The sequence below is a fragment of the Fontibacillus forbon genome, assembly GCF_046559655.1.
Lineage (GTDB): Bacteria > Bacillota > Bacilli > Paenibacillales > Paenibacillaceae > Fontibacillus.
Genome location: NZ_JBKGFV010000007.1, coordinates 106,419 through 124,539, shown reverse-complemented (window position 1 = coordinate 124,539; position 18,121 = coordinate 106,419). Strand labels below are relative to the sequence as shown.

The 18,121-nt window shown below is 48.8% G+C and carries 10 protein-coding genes; 3 read left to right on the top strand and 7 right to left on the bottom strand.

The annotated features are described in order from the left end of the window. Nucleotides 1-91: 91 nt before the first annotated feature. Nucleotides 92-1,387, bottom strand: a complete 1,296-nt coding sequence (hflX, locus tag ACLB09_RS23275) for a GTPase HflX (RefSeq protein WP_410772218.1) — start codon at nt 1,385-1,387, stop codon at nt 92-94. 455 nt (nt 1,388-1,842) lie between these two features. Beyond that, entirely contained in the window at nt 1,843-3,450 is a 1,608-nt protein-coding gene (locus ACLB09_RS23270) for a glycoside hydrolase family 43 protein (protein WP_410772217.1), read from the bottom strand. A 244-nt stretch (nt 3,451-3,694) separates the two neighbouring features. Here ACLB09_RS23270 and ACLB09_RS23265 point away from each other — a divergent pair, with 244 nt between their 5' ends. Together ACLB09_RS23265 and ACLB09_RS23260 are read left to right on the top strand one after the other, a co-directional pair. Continuing rightward, nucleotides 3,695-4,738 (top strand): LacI family DNA-binding transcriptional regulator, encoded by a 1,044-nt coding sequence (locus ACLB09_RS23265; RefSeq protein WP_410772216.1) that lies wholly within the window; start codon nt 3,695-3,697, stop codon nt 4,736-4,738. 178 nt (nt 4,739-4,916) lie between these two features. Then, nucleotides 4,917-9,683, top strand: coding sequence for a carbohydrate binding domain-containing protein (locus ACLB09_RS23260; RefSeq protein ID WP_410772215.1), 4,767 nt, complete (start codon nt 4,917-4,919; stop codon nt 9,681-9,683). A 201-nt stretch (nt 9,684-9,884) separates the two neighbouring features. On the opposite strand, the gene ACLB09_RS23255 is transcribed toward ACLB09_RS23260, so the two are convergent. From ACLB09_RS23255 to ACLB09_RS23235, 5 genes are read right to left on the bottom strand one after another with little or no spacing between them, the layout of a single operon-like run. Continuing rightward, complete coding sequence (locus tag ACLB09_RS23255) at nt 9,885-11,654, bottom strand: glycoside hydrolase family 2 protein (RefSeq protein ID WP_410772214.1); 1,770 nt, start codon at nt 11,652-11,654, stop codon at nt 9,885-9,887. Continuing rightward, the gene (locus ACLB09_RS23250) at nt 11,651-13,432 is read right to left on the bottom strand and encodes a glycoside hydrolase family 2 protein (RefSeq protein ID WP_410772213.1); all 1,782 of its coding nucleotides are present in this window, start codon (nt 13,430-13,432) and stop codon (nt 11,651-11,653) included. The genes ACLB09_RS23255 and ACLB09_RS23250 overlap by 4 nt, the downstream gene beginning before the upstream one ends. 26 nt (nt 13,433-13,458) lie before the next feature. Then, the gene (locus ACLB09_RS23245) at nt 13,459-14,889 is read right to left on the bottom strand and encodes an ABC transporter substrate-binding protein (protein WP_410772212.1); all 1,431 of its coding nucleotides are present in this window, start codon (nt 14,887-14,889) and stop codon (nt 13,459-13,461) included. A gap of 53 nt (nt 14,890-14,942) precedes the next feature. Further along, nucleotides 14,943-15,776, bottom strand: coding sequence for a carbohydrate ABC transporter permease (locus ACLB09_RS23240; RefSeq protein ID WP_410772211.1), 834 nt, complete (start codon nt 15,774-15,776; stop codon nt 14,943-14,945). A 15-nt stretch (nt 15,777-15,791) separates the two neighbouring features. Continuing rightward, nucleotides 15,792-16,694: a carbohydrate ABC transporter permease gene (locus ACLB09_RS23235; protein ID WP_410772210.1), complete on the bottom strand. Its 903-nt coding sequence runs from the start codon at nt 16,692-16,694 to the stop codon at nt 15,792-15,794. Nucleotides 16,695-17,043: 349 nt separating this feature from the next. Between ACLB09_RS23235 and ACLB09_RS23230 the strand changes: the two genes are divergently transcribed. Continuing rightward, a complete protein-coding gene (locus ACLB09_RS23230) occupies nt 17,044-18,084 on the top strand; it encodes a GntR family transcriptional regulator (protein WP_410772209.1) in 1,041 nt (346 codons plus the stop codon). The last annotated feature ends 37 nt before the right edge of the window (nt 18,085-18,121 follow it).

Genomic DNA, 18,121 nt, shown 5'->3' with positions numbered 1-18,121 from the left:
TTTCTTGCTCTCTTCTCATTTCTGATGCCGAGCGAGCACCCCACTCACACCTACCTCATTACCTACTTCATGTAGCTGTGTTGCTCCCCCTCTATTCCCCTAAACTCTCTTCACTCTCTCCAATGCTTTCGAGCGCATATTGCTTATACTTTCCGTAATCACTCCGCTTGCACTCCAGCGTAAGTTTGGTGCCTTCGGGCTCATAGCTCGTTTCGAAAATATGAGCATGCTCGTTGAAGTAAGACACGACCGCCCCTTGATCGTACGGGATCAACATTTCGCAGCGGATGTAGTCTTTAAACACCCGTTCCCGAATCAGTCCGACCAGTTCCTGAATGCCGACTCTCGGTTTGGCCGCAAGGAACACTTTATCACCCTGAATTTCGGGAATCGATCGTTCAGTCAGGTCGGATTTGTTATAGGCATACACGACGGGGATGTCCGTAATTCCGATCTCTTTCAGAGTTTGGTTCGTAATGTCGATCAGCCGCTCGTATTCCGGATTGGAGTAATCCACCACATGGATCAGCAGGTCCGCTTCAGCCACTTCTTCTAGCGTGGAACGGAACGCCTTGATCAGATGATGCGGCAGCTTGCTGACGAATCCGACCGTATCCGTCAACAGGAACGTTTTATTATCTTCGAGAGGGATGCTACGAACTGAGGTTTCCAGTGTCGCGAACAGCATATCCTTTTCAAACACTTGCTTCTCCTGCTCAGGGTTAAACCGCTCCATCATCGCATTCATGATCGTCGATTTGCCGGCATTCGTATAGCCGACGAGCGAGACGACGGGCACGTCGTTCTTCTTGCGCTGTTTGCGCTGGGTTTGCCGGTGCGCTACGAGCGTCTCCAGCTCTTTGCTCAGCGCGGTGATCTTCTCTTCGATCCGTCGGCGGTCGAGTTCCAGCTTCGTTTCCCCTACGCCGCGGTTTTTGGTGCCTACCCCGCCGCTCTGACGGCCGAGCGATTCGCGAAGCCCGACAAGCCGCGGCAGCATGTACTTGAGTTGGGCCACTTCCACCTGAAGCTGGGCTTCCCTCGTCTTGGCCCGCTGATCGAAAATATCGAGAATCAGTATGGTCCGGTCGATAATTTTACAATCCAGATCGGCTTCCAGATTGCGAATTTGGGAAGGTGACAGTTCGTCATTGAAAATGACTAGATTGCCATCGTTCGCTTCCAGGAGTGCACGTACTTCTTCAATCTTTCCCGTTCCGATGTAGTGGGAAGAGTTGATCTTCACCAGATTCTGGGTGAGCGTCGCTACGACTTCAATATCGCAGGCTTCGGCCAGATTGGCCAGCTCCTCCATCGAGTATTCGAAATCCTTCTGATGATTCAAATTGACTCCGGCCAGGACCGCTTTTTGCTGTAGTTGTTCCATATATAAATTCCTCCCTTAGGAAAAATAAGATCGTCCCCGCAAAGAGACCACAGTGCTCACTGTACCTAGCTTCTCCCAATTCATGGCGGGGACACCGGGAGAAACAAAAAAACACAGGAAGGATTCCCTGTGTCGGTTCAAACGAAAACGTCGCAGACCTCCGCTTGGCTACGGCAAACAAACGTCTCCCGTAAAGCGGCGCCCGCAAAGTCGGCATATTCTATTCAAAAGTTGAGTCCCTTCGTCATAGCATACCTATCCCGTTTGCCCTGCACAGGTGCAGAGCCTTTGAGCACTATTCAATTAGCCGCGCAAAGTGGAAAAACGGAATTTAATATTAATCACGAGGAACCCTCCGTTCGCTTAAGATAGTTCTACTGTAACATAAAGCGTTGCTCATGACAATTTGAGTCCATGAAATTTATGGCAGAGAAGGAGCCCGGCTAGAGGCTAGCCTAGAACTCCTCCGTACTCCGGCAGATGAAGTAATCGAAGTCCGCCGCTTTCTTTTCCCCGCTCAAATCCTGCACGCATAGCCCGACAAATGCACCCGTAAAGCCCCAATCCGTAAAGAAGCCATCCGTCATCCGGGTCGCATATTCATCCGATAAATGCCCGAATTGAAGCGGGCCGCCGACCTTCATCCAGTTCTCACGGTCCGGGGAGGCCAAGAACTGCACCTCGTTCCCTTCGATCCGTACCTTCAGGAAGCACTGGTCCCAATCCTCAACAGAAAGCTCTTCGGACAAGGCCTCATCATAAGCTCCGTTATCGCCGATCAGCACATTCAACGTTTTTCCTAGCTGCTCGTCCCGGCTGATCCGCAGATAATAGTAGTTCTTGCTGTTGTAATAGCAAACGAGTCCGGCCATTTGCTGGAAATGCTCCGGCTCGAATTCGATCGCCGTCTCCGCTTCGAACGAAAAATACTGAATCCGTTTGGCAACAAGACTCTGGCTAAAGTGAGAGTTCAGCGATTGTCTACCGTAGAGACGAAGGTATCCCTGGCGTTCCGTCAGGCTCAGCCAGAAAGCGTCGGCAGGCTCCCGCAAAGTGGAGTACTCCGCACTTAAAGACGGCTCATCAAAATGATCGCAATCCGCTGGTATGGAAACCGGAGCGGCAGACAGATCAGGAGCCTGTACCTCCAATTGCGGACGCCGTCCGTTCACAGGACGGATCCATCCGTCTTCGGTCCATTCGCATTTCTGAATCGCCGTCTCTCTTCCTAGCGGGGATTGCTGCAGCCCTTGGAGCGGCCGAGAGCACAAGTGAACCAAGTACCATTCCCCGTTTTGTGTCTCTACGAGACTGCCATGACCGGCCTTTTGCAGGGGCAAGCTCAGATCGCCGTGGGACGTCAGGATCGGATTCTCCGGATCCACTTCATACGGCCCGTTCAAGGAGCGCGACCGCGCTACGGTCACGGCATGCTCGTAACCCGTTCCTCCCTCGGCTGTCATCAGGTAATACCATCCGTTTCTTTTATAAATATGCGGTCCTTCCGTACACCCAAGTTCAGTCCCCTTGAAAATCACCTCTTTGGGGCCGATCAACTTTCCTTCCGTTTCCGAATATTCTTGCAGCACAATACCGTGGAACGGATTGCGATTCTTCCGGTGATCCCAGATCAGATTAACAAGCCATTTACGGCCATCGTCATCATGGAACAGGGACGGATCGAAGCCGCTACTGTTCAGATAAACGGGATCCGACCACGGACCGCGAATATCGGTCGCCGTCGTCATATAGTTCGGCGTATCCTTGAACGCACCGACCAGGCTTTTAACATCGGTATAGATAAGATAAAATACACCTTCATTATAACTGAGACAAGGCGCCCAGATCCCGCCGGAATTCGGATTGCCTCTCATATCGAGCAGGCGGCGCTCGTCAAGCGGATGTCCGATCAGCTCCCAATGGACCAGATCCTTAGAGTGATGAATCTGTACCCCGGGGAACCACTCGAATGTTGATGTGGCAATATAATAATCGTCTTCAACGCGTAAGATCGACGGATCGGGATTAAACCCTTTCAGAATCGGATTTTGAATGGTTGTCATGGCAATTGCCCTCCTGTTTGCGCGTATTGTTCTTTAAGTTTCACCGCGCCGGTCGTTATTCCCTTTTTAAAGCTATAAATACAATAAAAAGATATGAAGCGTGAAGAGTGCAAGCACAGCTCTAATCGTAGCATATTCGGTCCCGTAAGCCGCATCTCGCATGGATGTCCCCTTCTCAATTGACCCGGCTCAGTCTTTATTGTATTTTGGACATAAAACAAATCATGACAGGACGATTCTTAATATGAATATTTTCGACATTGCAAAAATAGCCGGCGTCTCCCGGAAAACGGTTCAACGTGTGCTGAACAACTCTGCCAGCGTCAGTCCAAAAACCCGTGAGAAAGTGCTCGGGGTGATGGAAGAATACCATTATGAACCGAACTCGGCCGCCCGTAAGCTTTCCTCCAAAAGAACGCATACGATCGGCTTGTTTATTATTCAGGATAAGAGCAACTATACATTATACTCGGATGACATGTTCTACGGTGTCGCGATTGGGGCCGTTATCAGCCAGTGCTTTGAGCGCGGCTATAATACACTGGTGACGATTCTGGATATCTCGGATACTTCGCCTCTATTCAGCCAATACAAGCAGAAGAACATCGACGGCGGCATTGTGATCAGCTGGTCGAATGTTCAGGAGCTTATGGAGCAGATTAGAGACGCGGGCTTTGAAATCTGCGTGTTTGACCGCAGCAACGCTCCGGACGGAGGCTTGTCCGTTCCTGCACCAAAGATTGACAACCGCAAGGCCACTTATAAAGCCATTGAATATTTGGCTGAACTGGGTCATACAGATATTGGAATGGTTACGGGACTGCTGAATAATCCGTCCGGTCTCGAACGCTACGAGGGGTTTGTGGAAGCGATGCAGGCTTGGAAGCTCCCCGTATCCCAAGGCCGTATTTTCCATGGCGACTTTACAGAACAAAGCGGGAAGGCAGCCGTTGAACAGTGGATCTCGGAAGGCACCTTGCCAACCGCAGTATTCTGCTCAAACGACCTTACGGCGATCGGGGCCATGAAGGCTTTAGCCGCCCATAAATTGAGTGTGCCTGACGACATTTCTGTCATTGGCTTTGATGATTTGTTAATCTCTCAGTATCTTCATCCTGCACTAACAACGTTGCGTATTCCGCGTGTGGATATGGCCGTATCGTTAGTGAATCAATTAATTTCCGTCCTGGAAGAAGACGGCAAAGCGCCTGAGGAGACATCCTTTGAAGCAGAACTTATTTTAAGAGATTCGTGCAGCGCTCCGAAAATAGCAGGCAAATTTTCGTAGTCGCTGTGCATTGACACTCAAGTAGTGCTGATACTATATTATATTTATCTTTGTCCCATGTGAGACAATTGTTATGAAAGCGAATTCATGGGAAAGGAGTAAAGTTGTTTCAAGGTAATGAATTACTATCCGCAATATAGGACACGAGCTACTAAAATCTGAGAAGGAGATGCAGAATATGAGGAAGCGTTTGGCCCGGAAAAGTACATCCCTGGCGTTGTCTCTGCTCATTGCGACGAGCGCGGTATCCGGAGTAAGCTCAGCCCAATTCGCAAGCGGGCAGACTTCAGCAGTTGGGGTGCAGCAGCAATTTAACGATTTGTCCAAGAATCACTGGGCAGCCAATTCTATTGCTCGCTGGATGAACCATGACATTATTCAGGGGTATGGAGATGGGACAGTTCGTCCGAATGCTCCAATCACAAGAGCAGAATTTACAGTCATTATGAATAAGGTGTTTGGCTTGACTCAGAAGCTGGACCAGTCCATCTCGGATGTCCCAGCTGGGACATGGTATGAAGCCGACATTTCCAAAGCGGTTCAAGCCGGATATTTCAAGCTGAATGCTGCGGGAAAATCAAACCCTCATGCTCCCCTCAGCCGGGCTGAAGCCGCTTTTGCGCTGGATAAACTGTTCAGCTTCAGCCAAATGGGCACAGATTCATCGGATACCGCTCATTTCAGCGATTTGACGGGCATGAATGCCGAAATGCTGGAGGCCGTTAATGCGCTCGCGGCTGCCGGATACTTGAAAGGTTATTCCGATTCGAGTTTCAAACCGCAAGGAACGATGACTAGAGCGGAACTCATGTCATTAATAGATCGCATTATATCCGGTTATTTCGACAAGAAAGCGACGGTCTCTGCTGAGGGCTCGGTGAAAGGCAATGCGCTGATAAATAAGGCCGATATTACGTTGAAGGATACCGCGATCGAAGGCAACCTGTATTTAACTGCCGGAATTGGGGAAGGCACGGCTTTACTTCAAAACGTTGTTGTCAAAGGAACAAGCTTTGTACCCGACAGCAATGCGGGAATTCGATTTAACGGCAGCTTCAAGCAAATCGTTGCCGTTCCGACAGGCGATCATCAGCCAATCCTCACGATTTCGGGAACCGTGGAGGAATTAAAGCTTGACGGAAATGCCAAAATCATTTTGGCGGTGGGCTCGGTATTAAAGAAGTTGACCGTTGGTGAACATGCCGGCAAAGCAGTTATCGAAGGGAAAGGCAAAGTGGAGACGATTACGAACAAGTCGGACGGTTTGACTATGAACGGAAGCAAGGTTCCGAAAAGTACGGACAGTCCATCCGGCAGCGGAACCGTGAATAATGGCGGCAGTACGCCGGGCAGCGGTTCGCCAGGAAACAATAATGGCGGCGGCACGCCAGGAGGTAACAACGGCAATCCGAATAAAGATTGGACGCTGACCTTTGCCGACGAGTTTAACGATGTTTCCGATTTGCAAAATTGGACCGCGGAGATTGGCACCGGCAACGGCGGCTGGGGCAATAACGAACAGCAATACTATAAAGCGGAGAATGCAACCGTGGAAAACGGCAATTTGGTCATTACCGCGAAAAAAGAGGAAGTCGAGGGCAGCCAATATACTTCCGCCCGGCTTGTGACCAGGGATAAATTCTCCCAGACTTACGGCAAGTTTGAGGCGCGTATCAAACTTCCGGGAGGCACCGGATTCTGGCCGGCATTCTGGATGATGCCGCAAGACAGCACTTATGGGACCTGGGCTTCGTCCGGCGAAATCGACATTATGGAGAGTCGGGGACGTTTACCTGAAATAGGGATTGGCACTCTGCATTATGGTGGAGAAGCACCTAATAACGTGTATACAGGCCAGGAATACCCGCTTCCAAACAACGGGACGGCAACGGACTTCCACACCTATGCCATAGAATGGGAACCCGGGGAAATCCGGTGGTATATTGACGGCATTCTTTGTCAAACCCAGAACGACTGGTACAGCATAAGTAAAAACCAGGCGGCGAATAATGCCTATCCGGCACCATTTGACCAGGACTTCTATATGATCCTGAACCTGGCTCTTGGCGGAAATTTTGATGGCGGCAGACCGATCGACGAAAGCTTGCTTCCGGGCAAAATGTATGTTGATTACGTTCGAGCTTATAAGTTGACCGGACGGCCGTATCGGGAACCTGTTCCTCCTGTAACCGTAAAAGAGCCTGTTCCCGCAGATGCGCAAGCTCCTTTAGCGGACGGAAACCTGCTTTATAACCATAATTTTGATCAAGACGATGCAGCTAAACCGAATTTGTCTTACAAAAATGGTACCGATTCTTCCACAGAGGTTCCGAATACGGACTATTGGTCGCTGTTTGAAGGCGAAGGCGGCGCGGGAAGCGTAAGTATTGAGAAGATCGGTGAACAAAATTACGCCAAAATCGGTATTAAAAATGCAGGTGTTCAAAACTATTCCGTTCAGCTGCTAAACACGGCATCGCTTGTAAAGGGACATTTCTACAAAGTCTCTTTTGACGCCAAGTCAGATGCAAACCGCAACATGATGGCCAGAATGACAGGCGGAGAAAGCCGCGGATTTGCCGCATATTCCCCTGCAAATATTTTCGCTTTGACCGATCAGATGCAGCGCTTCGAATATCAGTTCCAGATGAAGGCGGATACGGATATTGCTGCACGAACGGAATTTAACGTAGGCTTAAACACAAGTTCGGTATGGATCGGTAATGTTCGTGTGGAAGAGATCGATACTATTGCTATCGACGATGACATGCGGAAAGAACCGCTCGACGGCGACGGGAACCGGGTGTATAACGGAAGCTTTGATCAAGGGCGTCCGGACCGGATGACGTTCTGGCATGTTGTATCAGCGGACAATACCAACGTAAAGGCATCAGTCAATCCGGCCACCCGTTATCTCGGTGTGAATATACTGAATGCGGGCAACGGCAATGCCAATGACGTAAGTGTACTGCAGAGAGGTATTTTACTTGAGGCGAACCAGACCTATGAATGGACTTTTGATGCCAGCGCTTCTACGCCAAGGGATATTCTAGTTGAGCTGGTGAGTAATGACGGATCTGAAACCTACTTTAGTAAAAAAGTATCCCTGGGCAGTGATGATGTACACGCAGCAAGCTCGAAACATACTGTCGGCTTTACGATGACAGGAGTAACCGACCCTAATTCGACGTTGGCATTCCGTTTAGGTGGTGCCACAGGAACGGTTAATCTTGATAACGTCAAGCTCATTCAGACATCGATCGTTTATGATCCGGATACGGTATTCTTCCCGCTGACGAACGGCAGCTTTGATAGCGGGCTCGCCCCTTGGGAAGGAGCTGTAGATACCGGAGGAAGCATGACAGCTTCTCACGAGAACCAAGCCGCGAAGCTATCGGTAAGCGCCCTTGGGCAAAACCCGTGGAGCAATATGTTTATGCAAAACAACATGAGTTTGACGAAGGGCGCAATCTACGAGCTGTCCTTTGACGCATATTCTACACTAGAGCGAAAAATGGAGATTGATATTGAAGACAGCTCCTATACTCGCTATTTTGATGAAATCGTTGATCTTGGAACATCCCCTCAAAACTACAAGTTTACATTCAAGATGGGTAAAGATGTCTTGGGTAACCTTAAGTTTTTCCTGGGGAATTTGACTGGTCAAACAGTAAACGGTCCGCATGACGTATTTATCGATAATGTGGTCTTCCAAATTAAAGATGCGCCAAAAATGGAGCGTTCCCCAAGTCTTGTAGCGGACAGTACGGATAATGTCATAGGTCAGCCTATTGAGATTACATTCCAGGATGACGAGACCTGGCGTAATAACATTTCATCCGTAACGATCAATGGAGCTAAGGTGTCCGAAGCTCAATACGCTTTTGCAGAAGGCAGAGTCACATTTGATGCGGCATTATTCCCTAATGCGATTAGCTATAAAATCAGGATTGAAGCGAAAGATTACACTTTTGCCAGTGTGACGCAAAGAGTCATGAATGCGGACGGTAATTTGTTGTTGAACGGCGACTTCTCGAATAGAACGTCGGACTGGGAAGTATGGAGTGATGGAGGCTCATCTCTTGCAGAAAATGCAGGGGCAGCGGTCATTACTATCCCTTCACTCGGCAGTGGCGAGGGATGGTCTACTCAGTTTTACCAGGCAGACATTCCTTTGGAGGCAGGTAAAACCTATGAACTGTCCTTCAAGGCGAGCGCAAGTGTAGACAGACCGATCACGCTTGAATTCTCGGGCACATCTATTTCGCCTTTGCAGAAGCAGTTTGAGCTATCAGCTACTAGCGCAACCTATACTGCCAAGTTCACTGCGACAAAACAGGAAAACCTGAAGCTGAACTTCCTGATCGGAAATGTTAACATGAATTCGCTGACAACGCCGGATGTACCTCATACGATTACTTTTGACGATCTGTCCATTAAGGAAACGACCTCAACCACGCCGGAAACTCCGGTTTCTCATGAATTCGTAAACGGAGGATTTGAGGATGGCTTGAACGGTTGGCTGATCCATCAGCAGGGCGTTTATGAGCCTTTTGCAGGTAACGCTGCTATTTCCATAATGGATGGCAAAGCAAAAGCGGAAATTACGGAGGTAGGCTGGTTCTGGTGGCATATTCAACTGCATCAAGACAACATTGCATTGAAGCAAGGCACCTACAAGCTGTCCCTGGATTTAAGCTCGGAGCAGGCCCGCAATATTTATATTCAGCTCAAAGACTCTGACGATGACCCAATTCAAACATTTTCGGTGGATGAAAATACAAAGACCTATGAAGCCATCATCGAAATCCCAAGTGACGGGCTATACCAACTTATCATTGGTCTCGGCAGAGATGATGAAGCTGGAGATCCGATCTTGAATACCCCTTACATTGTCTGGATTGATAACATTTCGTTGGAGCCGTACACGAACCCCATCGACTGAAGCTAGAGATGCAGTTGCTGAATCGTAATAAAGAATCACATAAACGCAAACGCACTTGTCCCTTTTGGGGCGAGTGCGTTTATACGTCACATCTAAGTATAGGACAGTGCCGCCTAATTGACGCACAAAGATTTGATACACGGTAGTACATCCCCAAAAAAAACACATCCGGTCCATTTGTTCCGGATGTGCTTTTTACATTTAGAAATCAGTCTGTCCTTCATTAATCCTCTTGATGATGTCCAGCGGCACCTTCGGTTCCCGGTTCCAGGTCAGCAGGCCGCAGATTTCCGTTTCCGTGTCGGTCAACTGCGTATAGCAGTACCCTTGCACCAGCTTGGATACAAGGAACGGATTTATGACGTCCACCAGCTGCTGCACAAACTGATCCCCATTCTCCGCCTTGGGTTCTACAACGGGAGCGGCAGGTTCAGAGTGGTAGTTCACGCCTCCGAACTCGGTACACAGCACCGGCTCTCCTCCGTAGGAAAATCCGGGATTGTATATAAACTTACGGCCTTCGAGCCCCGGCATATCCGTCAGGATATTTTCAATATTGGAGTAACGTTTATGCAGAACTTCCGGGTCTTTGCCATAGTCGTGCACGGTGCATAAATCCGACTTGCAGTGCTCCCAGCCGTCGTTGGAAATCACCAGTCTGGTCGAGTCCACCGATTTGGTAAAATGGTACAGGGATTGGGCATGATGCTGCTGCTTCTCGTTGTAGTAAATATCGGCGACGCCCCAGCTCTCGTTTAAAGGTACCCAGACGACGATGGAAGGATGATTATAATCCCGCTCGATGACTTCCTTCCACTCATCCATCATCCGATGGGCGTACTGTTCGCTATAAACGTAAGCGGCCGCCATTTCGCCCCAAACTAAAGCCCCCAGTTTATCGCACCAATACAGATATCGCGGATCAGCCACCATCATATGCTTCCGCAGGCCGTTAAAGCCCATCGCCTTGCACAGTTCCACATCCCTGCGTATGGCTTCATCACTCGGCCCGGTGAGCAAGCTTTGCGGGAAATATCCCTGATCCAGCACAAGCTTCATCTGATAAGGGCGATTATTGAGACACAGCTTTCCATTATCGACGGAAATTTTCCGCATTCCGAAATAGCTTTCGATCCGGTCGACAACGACTCCATCCGCTTTCAACTCAAAGGTCACGTCATACAGATTGGGCTTCTCGGGCGACCACCAGCGGCCCATTCCATGATCGTTAAAATCCCGCAAGTTTACGCGCCAGGACTCCACGCCCGCAAAAATTCCTCTGCACTCTTCCGCAATTTTCTCACCGTTGAAATCGATTGAAGTCACCAGTTCAAGCTTGGCCCGCTCGTTCCAGCCTTCCACGAAAGACTGGATCTCGATTTCGTTGGTATCCAGATGCGGGGTGAAACGCACCTTCTCCAGGTGAACTTCTTCAATAAACTCCACCCAGACGGATTGCCAGATGCCCGTCATGTTCGTAAACCACATGACCTCGCCTTTTTCTTTCCAGTATTGCTTGCCTCTCGGGATCGTCAGATCCGTCAAGTAATCTTGCGCCATCACGGTAATCACGTTTTGGTGGCTGTCGATCAGCTCGGTAATATCCAGTGAAAAGGAAGAAAATCCGCCGCGATGGTTACCGGCCCGCTGGCCGTTTACCCAAACCCGGCATTCGTAATCGACCGCCCCAAAATGCAGAATTACGCGTTTTCCGGCGTACGCTTCGGGAATGTCGAACATTCTTTGATACCAGACCCGATCATGATTGCTTTTATCTTCTACTCCGCTTAATTCGCTCTGGTAACTGAACGGAACCGTAATTTCAAGCGGGAGCTTGCCGGTGCTTTGAAACCACTTTTCTTTTAAACCAAGATTATGGTCATCGAACGCAAAGGACCACGTCCCGTTCAAGCTCTGCCACGAATCCCTTACGAATTGGGGGCGGGGATAATCCGGTCTCACGGTTGTCATACGTCCTCGTCCTCCTCCCATTCAAACTTGCCTTCATTCATCGCCCGAATCGTCTCCAGCGGAATCTTTGGTTCGCGGTTAAAATCCAGCAACCCGTTGATTTCCTGTTCCACATCGGTTAATTGAGTATAGCAGTATCCCTGGATTAGCGACGAATCCTGCATGGCTTTGATTACGGCATGTACCCGCTTCTTGAAGTCCTCCTCATCGCTGGCCCCCGAGTAGCCCCAACCGCTCGTTTCGCCTTTCTGGAAAGAGATTCCTCCAAACTCCGTCATCAGGACCGGCTGACCCTCGTATTGATAGCCTTTGACATAGACGTCCCGGTTTTGCGGAGCATCCAGCGCTGAATCAATGTGACTGTATTTCTCCACCAGCTTGTCGTAATCCCATTGATAATCATGAATCGTGCATAGATCCGATTGAACATGCTCCCAGCCGTCATTGGAAATGACCAGCCGGGTCGTATCCAGCGATTTCGTCAAGTGGTACATGGCCATTGCGTGCTGCCGCTGCTGATCGTCCACCTTGATATTCGGAATGCCCCAGCTTTCGTTTAAAGGAACCCATACGATAATCGAAGGACTGTTAAAATCACGGTTTACCGCTTCGATCCATTCCAAAGTAAATTTCTGCACGTACGCCTCGCTAAAGGCAAACGCATTTGCAGCTTCACCCCAAACCACAAGTCCCAGTTTGTCGCACCAGTATAAGAAACGAGGATCTTCAATCTTCTGATGCTTTCTCACACCGTTAAAGCCCATCAGCTTGGTTAGCTCTACATCCCTTTTCAATACGTCATCCGTAGGTGCGGTAAGAATGCCTCCCGGAAAATATCCCTGGTCCAGCACCGCCTTCATATAGAACGGCCGGTTATTCAGGCACAGCTTTCCGCTGTCCACCGAAACTTTACGCATTCCAAAATAACTGCGTACTGCATCGGTCTCAATTCCGTCGACGTAAATCCGGTATTCCACATCATATAAATTCGGTTGTTCGGGGCTCCACCAACGTCCCATGCCATGATCGTTAAAATCATGCAGCTCGATTCGGCGTTTTTGTTTGGCGGCGATAATTTTGCACTCTTCATCCGCAACGACTTCGCCTTCAAACGAAATGCGGGTCCTAACCTTGATATCCGCTTCTTCGGTCCAGCCGGCGATCGCATATTGAATGCCGATCTCATTGCAATCGATATCCGGATAGTAAAACACGCCGCTCAAATGAACCGGTTCCACCGCTTCGATCCATACCGACTGCCAGATCCCTGTCGTCGAGGTGTAAAAGATCAATTCTGATTTTTCTTTCCAGAATTGCTTGCCGCGCGGTAAAGTGACGTCTTTGCTGTAATCTCTCGCCTGCAGCGTAATTTCGTTGGAACCATCCTGACGAAGAAGGCTTGTAATATCCGCCGAAAAAGGAGTATGCCCTCCTTCGTGGACAACCGCCAGTTGCCCGTTTACCCAAACCCGTGCGGAATAATCAACGGCTCCAAAATGCAGGATGATCCGCTTCCCTTTCATTTCCCAGGGAATTTCGACTTTCCTTTTATACCAGACGGTATCATGAAACTCCGGTGTTCCTATTCCGCTTAGTTCGCTTTGGTAACAGAACGGAACTTGAATCCGCTGTGCCAAAGTTTTTTCCCCATACCATTGTTCGTCAAGTCCAATTTGTTCATCGTCGAATTGAAATTCCCATTCGCCATTGAGGCTCACCCATGGTGATCGTTCAAATTGGGGACGGGGGTAATCCCCCCGCGAAGATATGCTGCTCATGGTGTTCTCTCTCCTCACTCACTCATTCAAAGACTCAAACCGACGGCTTTGATTTCTTTTATAAAGTTTTGCTCCATGTCATCGAGCGCGGCTTGCGGATCCAGTTCTCCTCTCAATACGCCCTGGATCGCGTTCTCCATAATATCGTTCAGCTTGGCCGAGACGAACGGAACGTCCGGATCAACCAAAATTTGAGCTGCCGACAAGGATTCGAGCAACGCCGGATACATTGGATTGGATGCCAGTACTTCAGGACGGTTGTAGTTGGAAGTCCGGGTAGGATCCATCGTGTTGTTGATTTTCAACAATTCCCCATCTTTGGACGTTACGTATTCAAGGAATTTGTAAGTGGCTTCCGGGTTTTTCGCCGTGTTCGTCATCGCAATCGCCCAGCCGCCCATCGTAGGGGCTCCGCCCGGGGTCACGCCAAATCCCACCTTGCCTTTAACCTTCGACTGATCGCCTTCAATCGTGCTATACAATCCAGGCCATTGCTCCATCATGGCAACCTCGCCGCTTGCGAACAAAGCGTTCGCTTCATCCCAGCCCAATTGCAGCCATTCGTCCGGCGCGAATTTCTTCAGCTCAAGCATGGTTTGCATCGCTTTCAGCCCCGCTTCATTATTGAAGGCAGGCTTAAAGTTTTCATCCACATCCTTCCCGCCGAAAGCGGCCAAACGATTCTGCCAAATCAAGCGGCTGTTCGTTTTGGAGGCCATGGAGCTGTAACCGTATTTGGTCGGAGAATCGGGATTGGTTTTTTTCGTGAAAAACTCGGCTACCGACAGGAAATCCTCCACCGTGGTTGGAACCGCCAAATCTTTTCCCGTTCTATCCTTATATTGCTTCTGAATTTCCGGATCTTCGAACAAATCCTTGCGGTAGAAAAACAATTGCGAGTCCGGTTTGTAAGGGAAGGCTACCATTCTTCCTTTATAGAGACCGTAGCTCTTCCATAAACTCGGAATAAAATCATCGAGATCCAGATTCGGGCTGGCGACGGAATTGATGAACGGCTGCAGGTCCTGGATAAGACCGCCTTCCGCATAGCCGTGAACGTTCGCGACCGGCATCAGCACCGCATCGAAATGGTGGCCGGTATTCAAATCCAATTGGATTTTCTCAATATCGTTTCCGGCAGGGAAGCTTTGAATTTCAACGGTTGCCCCCGAGGCCTCTTCGAAATATTTCGCGGCATTTTTCAAGGCGTCCGCAAAATCGCCGGTCCGCGTGGCCACCACGATCTTCTGCCCTTTATACTGGCCGCCGAGCGTTCCGCCGCCGTTCAAGTCGGTCAATTTGATCCCGAGGACATCCGGAGCCTCCACTTTCACTTCCTTGAATTCGCCTTGCGGCTCGGCAGGTTTGCCGGATTCCGCATTTTTGGAGCCGCATGCGCTAAGCACGAAGGTTAGCGTCAAAACACATAAGAGCATGATGTTGAATTTTTTCTTCATGATATATACCTCCGAAATTCATTAATTGGAAAGGGTCGATCCGACCCGGTTTATTAGCCCTTTACCGCGCCTGCCGTTATGCCCGCCTGCACGTATTTTTGAGTCGTCAGCGCGAGAATAAGCGCCGGGATGAAGGCGATCGTTCCGGCCGCGGCCAGCGTTCCGAACGGCGTATCCTTTTGCAGTTGAATCATGCCGCTAATCCCGAGCGGAAGCGTTTTGTTTTGATCGGTAAAGATCAGAACGAGCGACAGGCTGAATTCGTTGTACGCGGCCAGGAATACGAGGATAGCCGCCACGACGATCCCGGGAACGATAAGCGGCAACGCGATTCTCCAGTAGGTCCCGAACTCGCTGCAGCCGTCGATCTTGGCCGCTTCGAACATCTCGGTCGGCAATTCGTCAAAGAATCCCATAAACAGCCAGATCGCCAGCGGAAGCGCCGCGGTGATGTACACGATGATGAGCCCGAACAAGGTGTCCAGGATTCCCAGTTTCTGAAAAATAATATAGTACGGAATGATGAATACCAGCCCGGGGACCATTCGAATCACAATAATGGCGTACTGCCAAAAGGCGCGGCCCCGGAACTTAAAGCGCGAAAATCCGTATCCGGCAAAGGTTGCGACGATAATGGCGCACAAAGTGGTGGTGACGGCCACGATCAGGCTGTTGATAAAATACGTACCGATCTGGTGCTTCGTAAAAACCTCGACATAATTCTGCAGATTCCAGTTGGAAGGAAAGAACTCGGGCGGTACCTTCATGATTTGTCCTGGCGTTTTGAACGATGTCGTAACGGCCCAATAAATCGGGAACAAAAATACGATGACGAACAAAGCAAGCAGCAAGTAGAGCGCGAATTTTTCGGCATTATGTTTTTTCATCTGTTCTCCCCCTTGCTACTGCCGATCATTTCGGATTAATTTCAGGAATATTAGCGTAACCACAATAATGATGACGAAGAAAATCATCGCTCCCGCCGAACCGGCGCCCACATTCATGTACCGGAAAGCGGTCTTGTAGATCATCGTTCCCATCGTCTCTGTCGAGTCCCCGGGGCCGCCATCGGTCAAAATCATGATGGAATCGAATATTTTCAATGCATCCATGACTCTTAAGGAAACAACCAGCGCGATGAAATTCCGGATCAGGGGAAGGGTTATCTTGAAAAAGACTTTAAAGCGATTGGCCCCGTCCATGAACGCACTTTCATAAATATCCCGCGGTACAGTCTGCAAAGCGGCGATCAAGATTAACATGCAGAAGGGCGTCGCCCCCCAGACGTCGATAATGATGACCGCGATTTTTGCCGGCAGCGTTTCCCCCGTCCAGGCAACCGCCTGCAGCCCCAACGTTTCCATAAGGTAATTAATAGGCCCGTAGATGGCACCAAACATGATTTTCCACATGGTGGTGGAAACGACGGGAGCCAGCATCATAGGCAAAATAAACAAGCTCTTGAAAATCTTTGTCCGTTTGCTTACTTTCTCATTGTTTAGCATAAGCGCCAGGATCATCCCCAGCGTCACATTCAGCAATACGGTAAAAAAGGTAAACACCAGCGTCCAACCGATGGATTTCATAAAAGGACCGTTAGTCAACATATATTTGTAGTTGTCCAGCCCGGTCATTTTGATCATCGTATTGGGCAAAGATAAGTTATAATTCAACAGACTTATATAAAGGGAGTAAAACAACGGCACAATGGCCAGTAACGTGATGAGTATGACGGCAGGTCCTATAAATATATAGGGTAATGCTCTGTCAGATAGTCTTTTGACAACCACCGTGTCTCGCTTCATGAAAAATCCACCTTCATTCCTCTTTGGATAACGCTTTCACTTTCCGCAATCATGTTGTCTCGTCAGTTTTGCTATCGATGAATTTCCACTCCTCCTTTCATTCAAAATGTTTTAAGACCCACTTCATTTAGTTGAATTATATTAGATATACTAATATACTTTTGTCGAATTATATATACTAAATAAAGTATAAAGTTTCTATGACATCCCTATAGTTGACTTATTTAATCCTACTTATTCTTCTATATATCAATATACCAACGTCACCAATTAGCTGGTAGACTTTACATGACACAAACTATATAATTTAGTTAGTATAAAAAATATATTTCGGGTGTGATCATTCCATATGAAAGAGCAGCCTTTGTATAAGCAAATCCAGGAAAAAATTAAGGAACAAATCAAACTGGGCATACTTCGGCCCGGGGATCGGGTGGGTTCCGAAAAAGAGCTGTCGAAGCTATATTGCGTCAGTCAAATTACAACCAAAAACGCTCTTATCGGCCTTGCGGAAGAAGGATGGATTGAGCGCATTCAGGGAAAGGGTTCCTTTGTAACCGATCTCTCGACTCAATTGCGCCCCGCTATGGCTAAACCTGTTCTGATCGGGGTTGTCTTTCCGAGCATGAAAACCATGATTGACCAGCAATTGCTAAACTATATCGAGCAATATGCCTACGAGGAAGGCTTTCAAATTCTGTTGCGCATTACAAGGGAATCCGCGGAAAGGGAAACGCAGTCCATCAGGGAATTAATGGAGTTAGGCATTCAAGGCTTAATCGTATTTCCGACGGAAGCGGAAAACTACAATGAATCTATTATCCAACTGTCGTTCGACAAGTTTCCGGTGGTGCTGGTTGACCGTTTCTTTAAAAATATCCGGGTCGCCCACGTAGTTTCCGATAATATAGCGGGTACTTATGATGCCATACATTATTTATTGAAAAAGGGGCATCGCCATATCGCCTATATCTCTCCCGAAATCACGAATTCGGTTACGGAGGACCGGGCAACCGGCTATGAGAAAGCTTTTATGGAACACCAATTGCCTATAGACAAAAATTTGTGGTGCATGCTGAGGTTAAATACGATCCAGGAAAACGGGGCCGAAGAGGAAATTGCAGCCTTTCTTAAAGACAAGGATAATGTTACCGCCATTTTTACGGTCAACGTTAAACTGGCCCATATCGTCCATGCTTACTTAAGAAATCATAATCTATTAGGGAAGATTGAACTCGTAACTTTCGACCGTCCCGATTTGCCCGAAGTGCCCTATGTCGCCCAAGACATCGAAGCCATTAGCAGAAGAAGCATTGAAATCTTGAAGGAGCAATTCGCCGGAGAGTATGCGCCTCATCAACATCTGGAACGCGTAACCCTATGTTTGTAAGCTGATGAATAGCTCGCCCCTTATATATTTCCTTCAT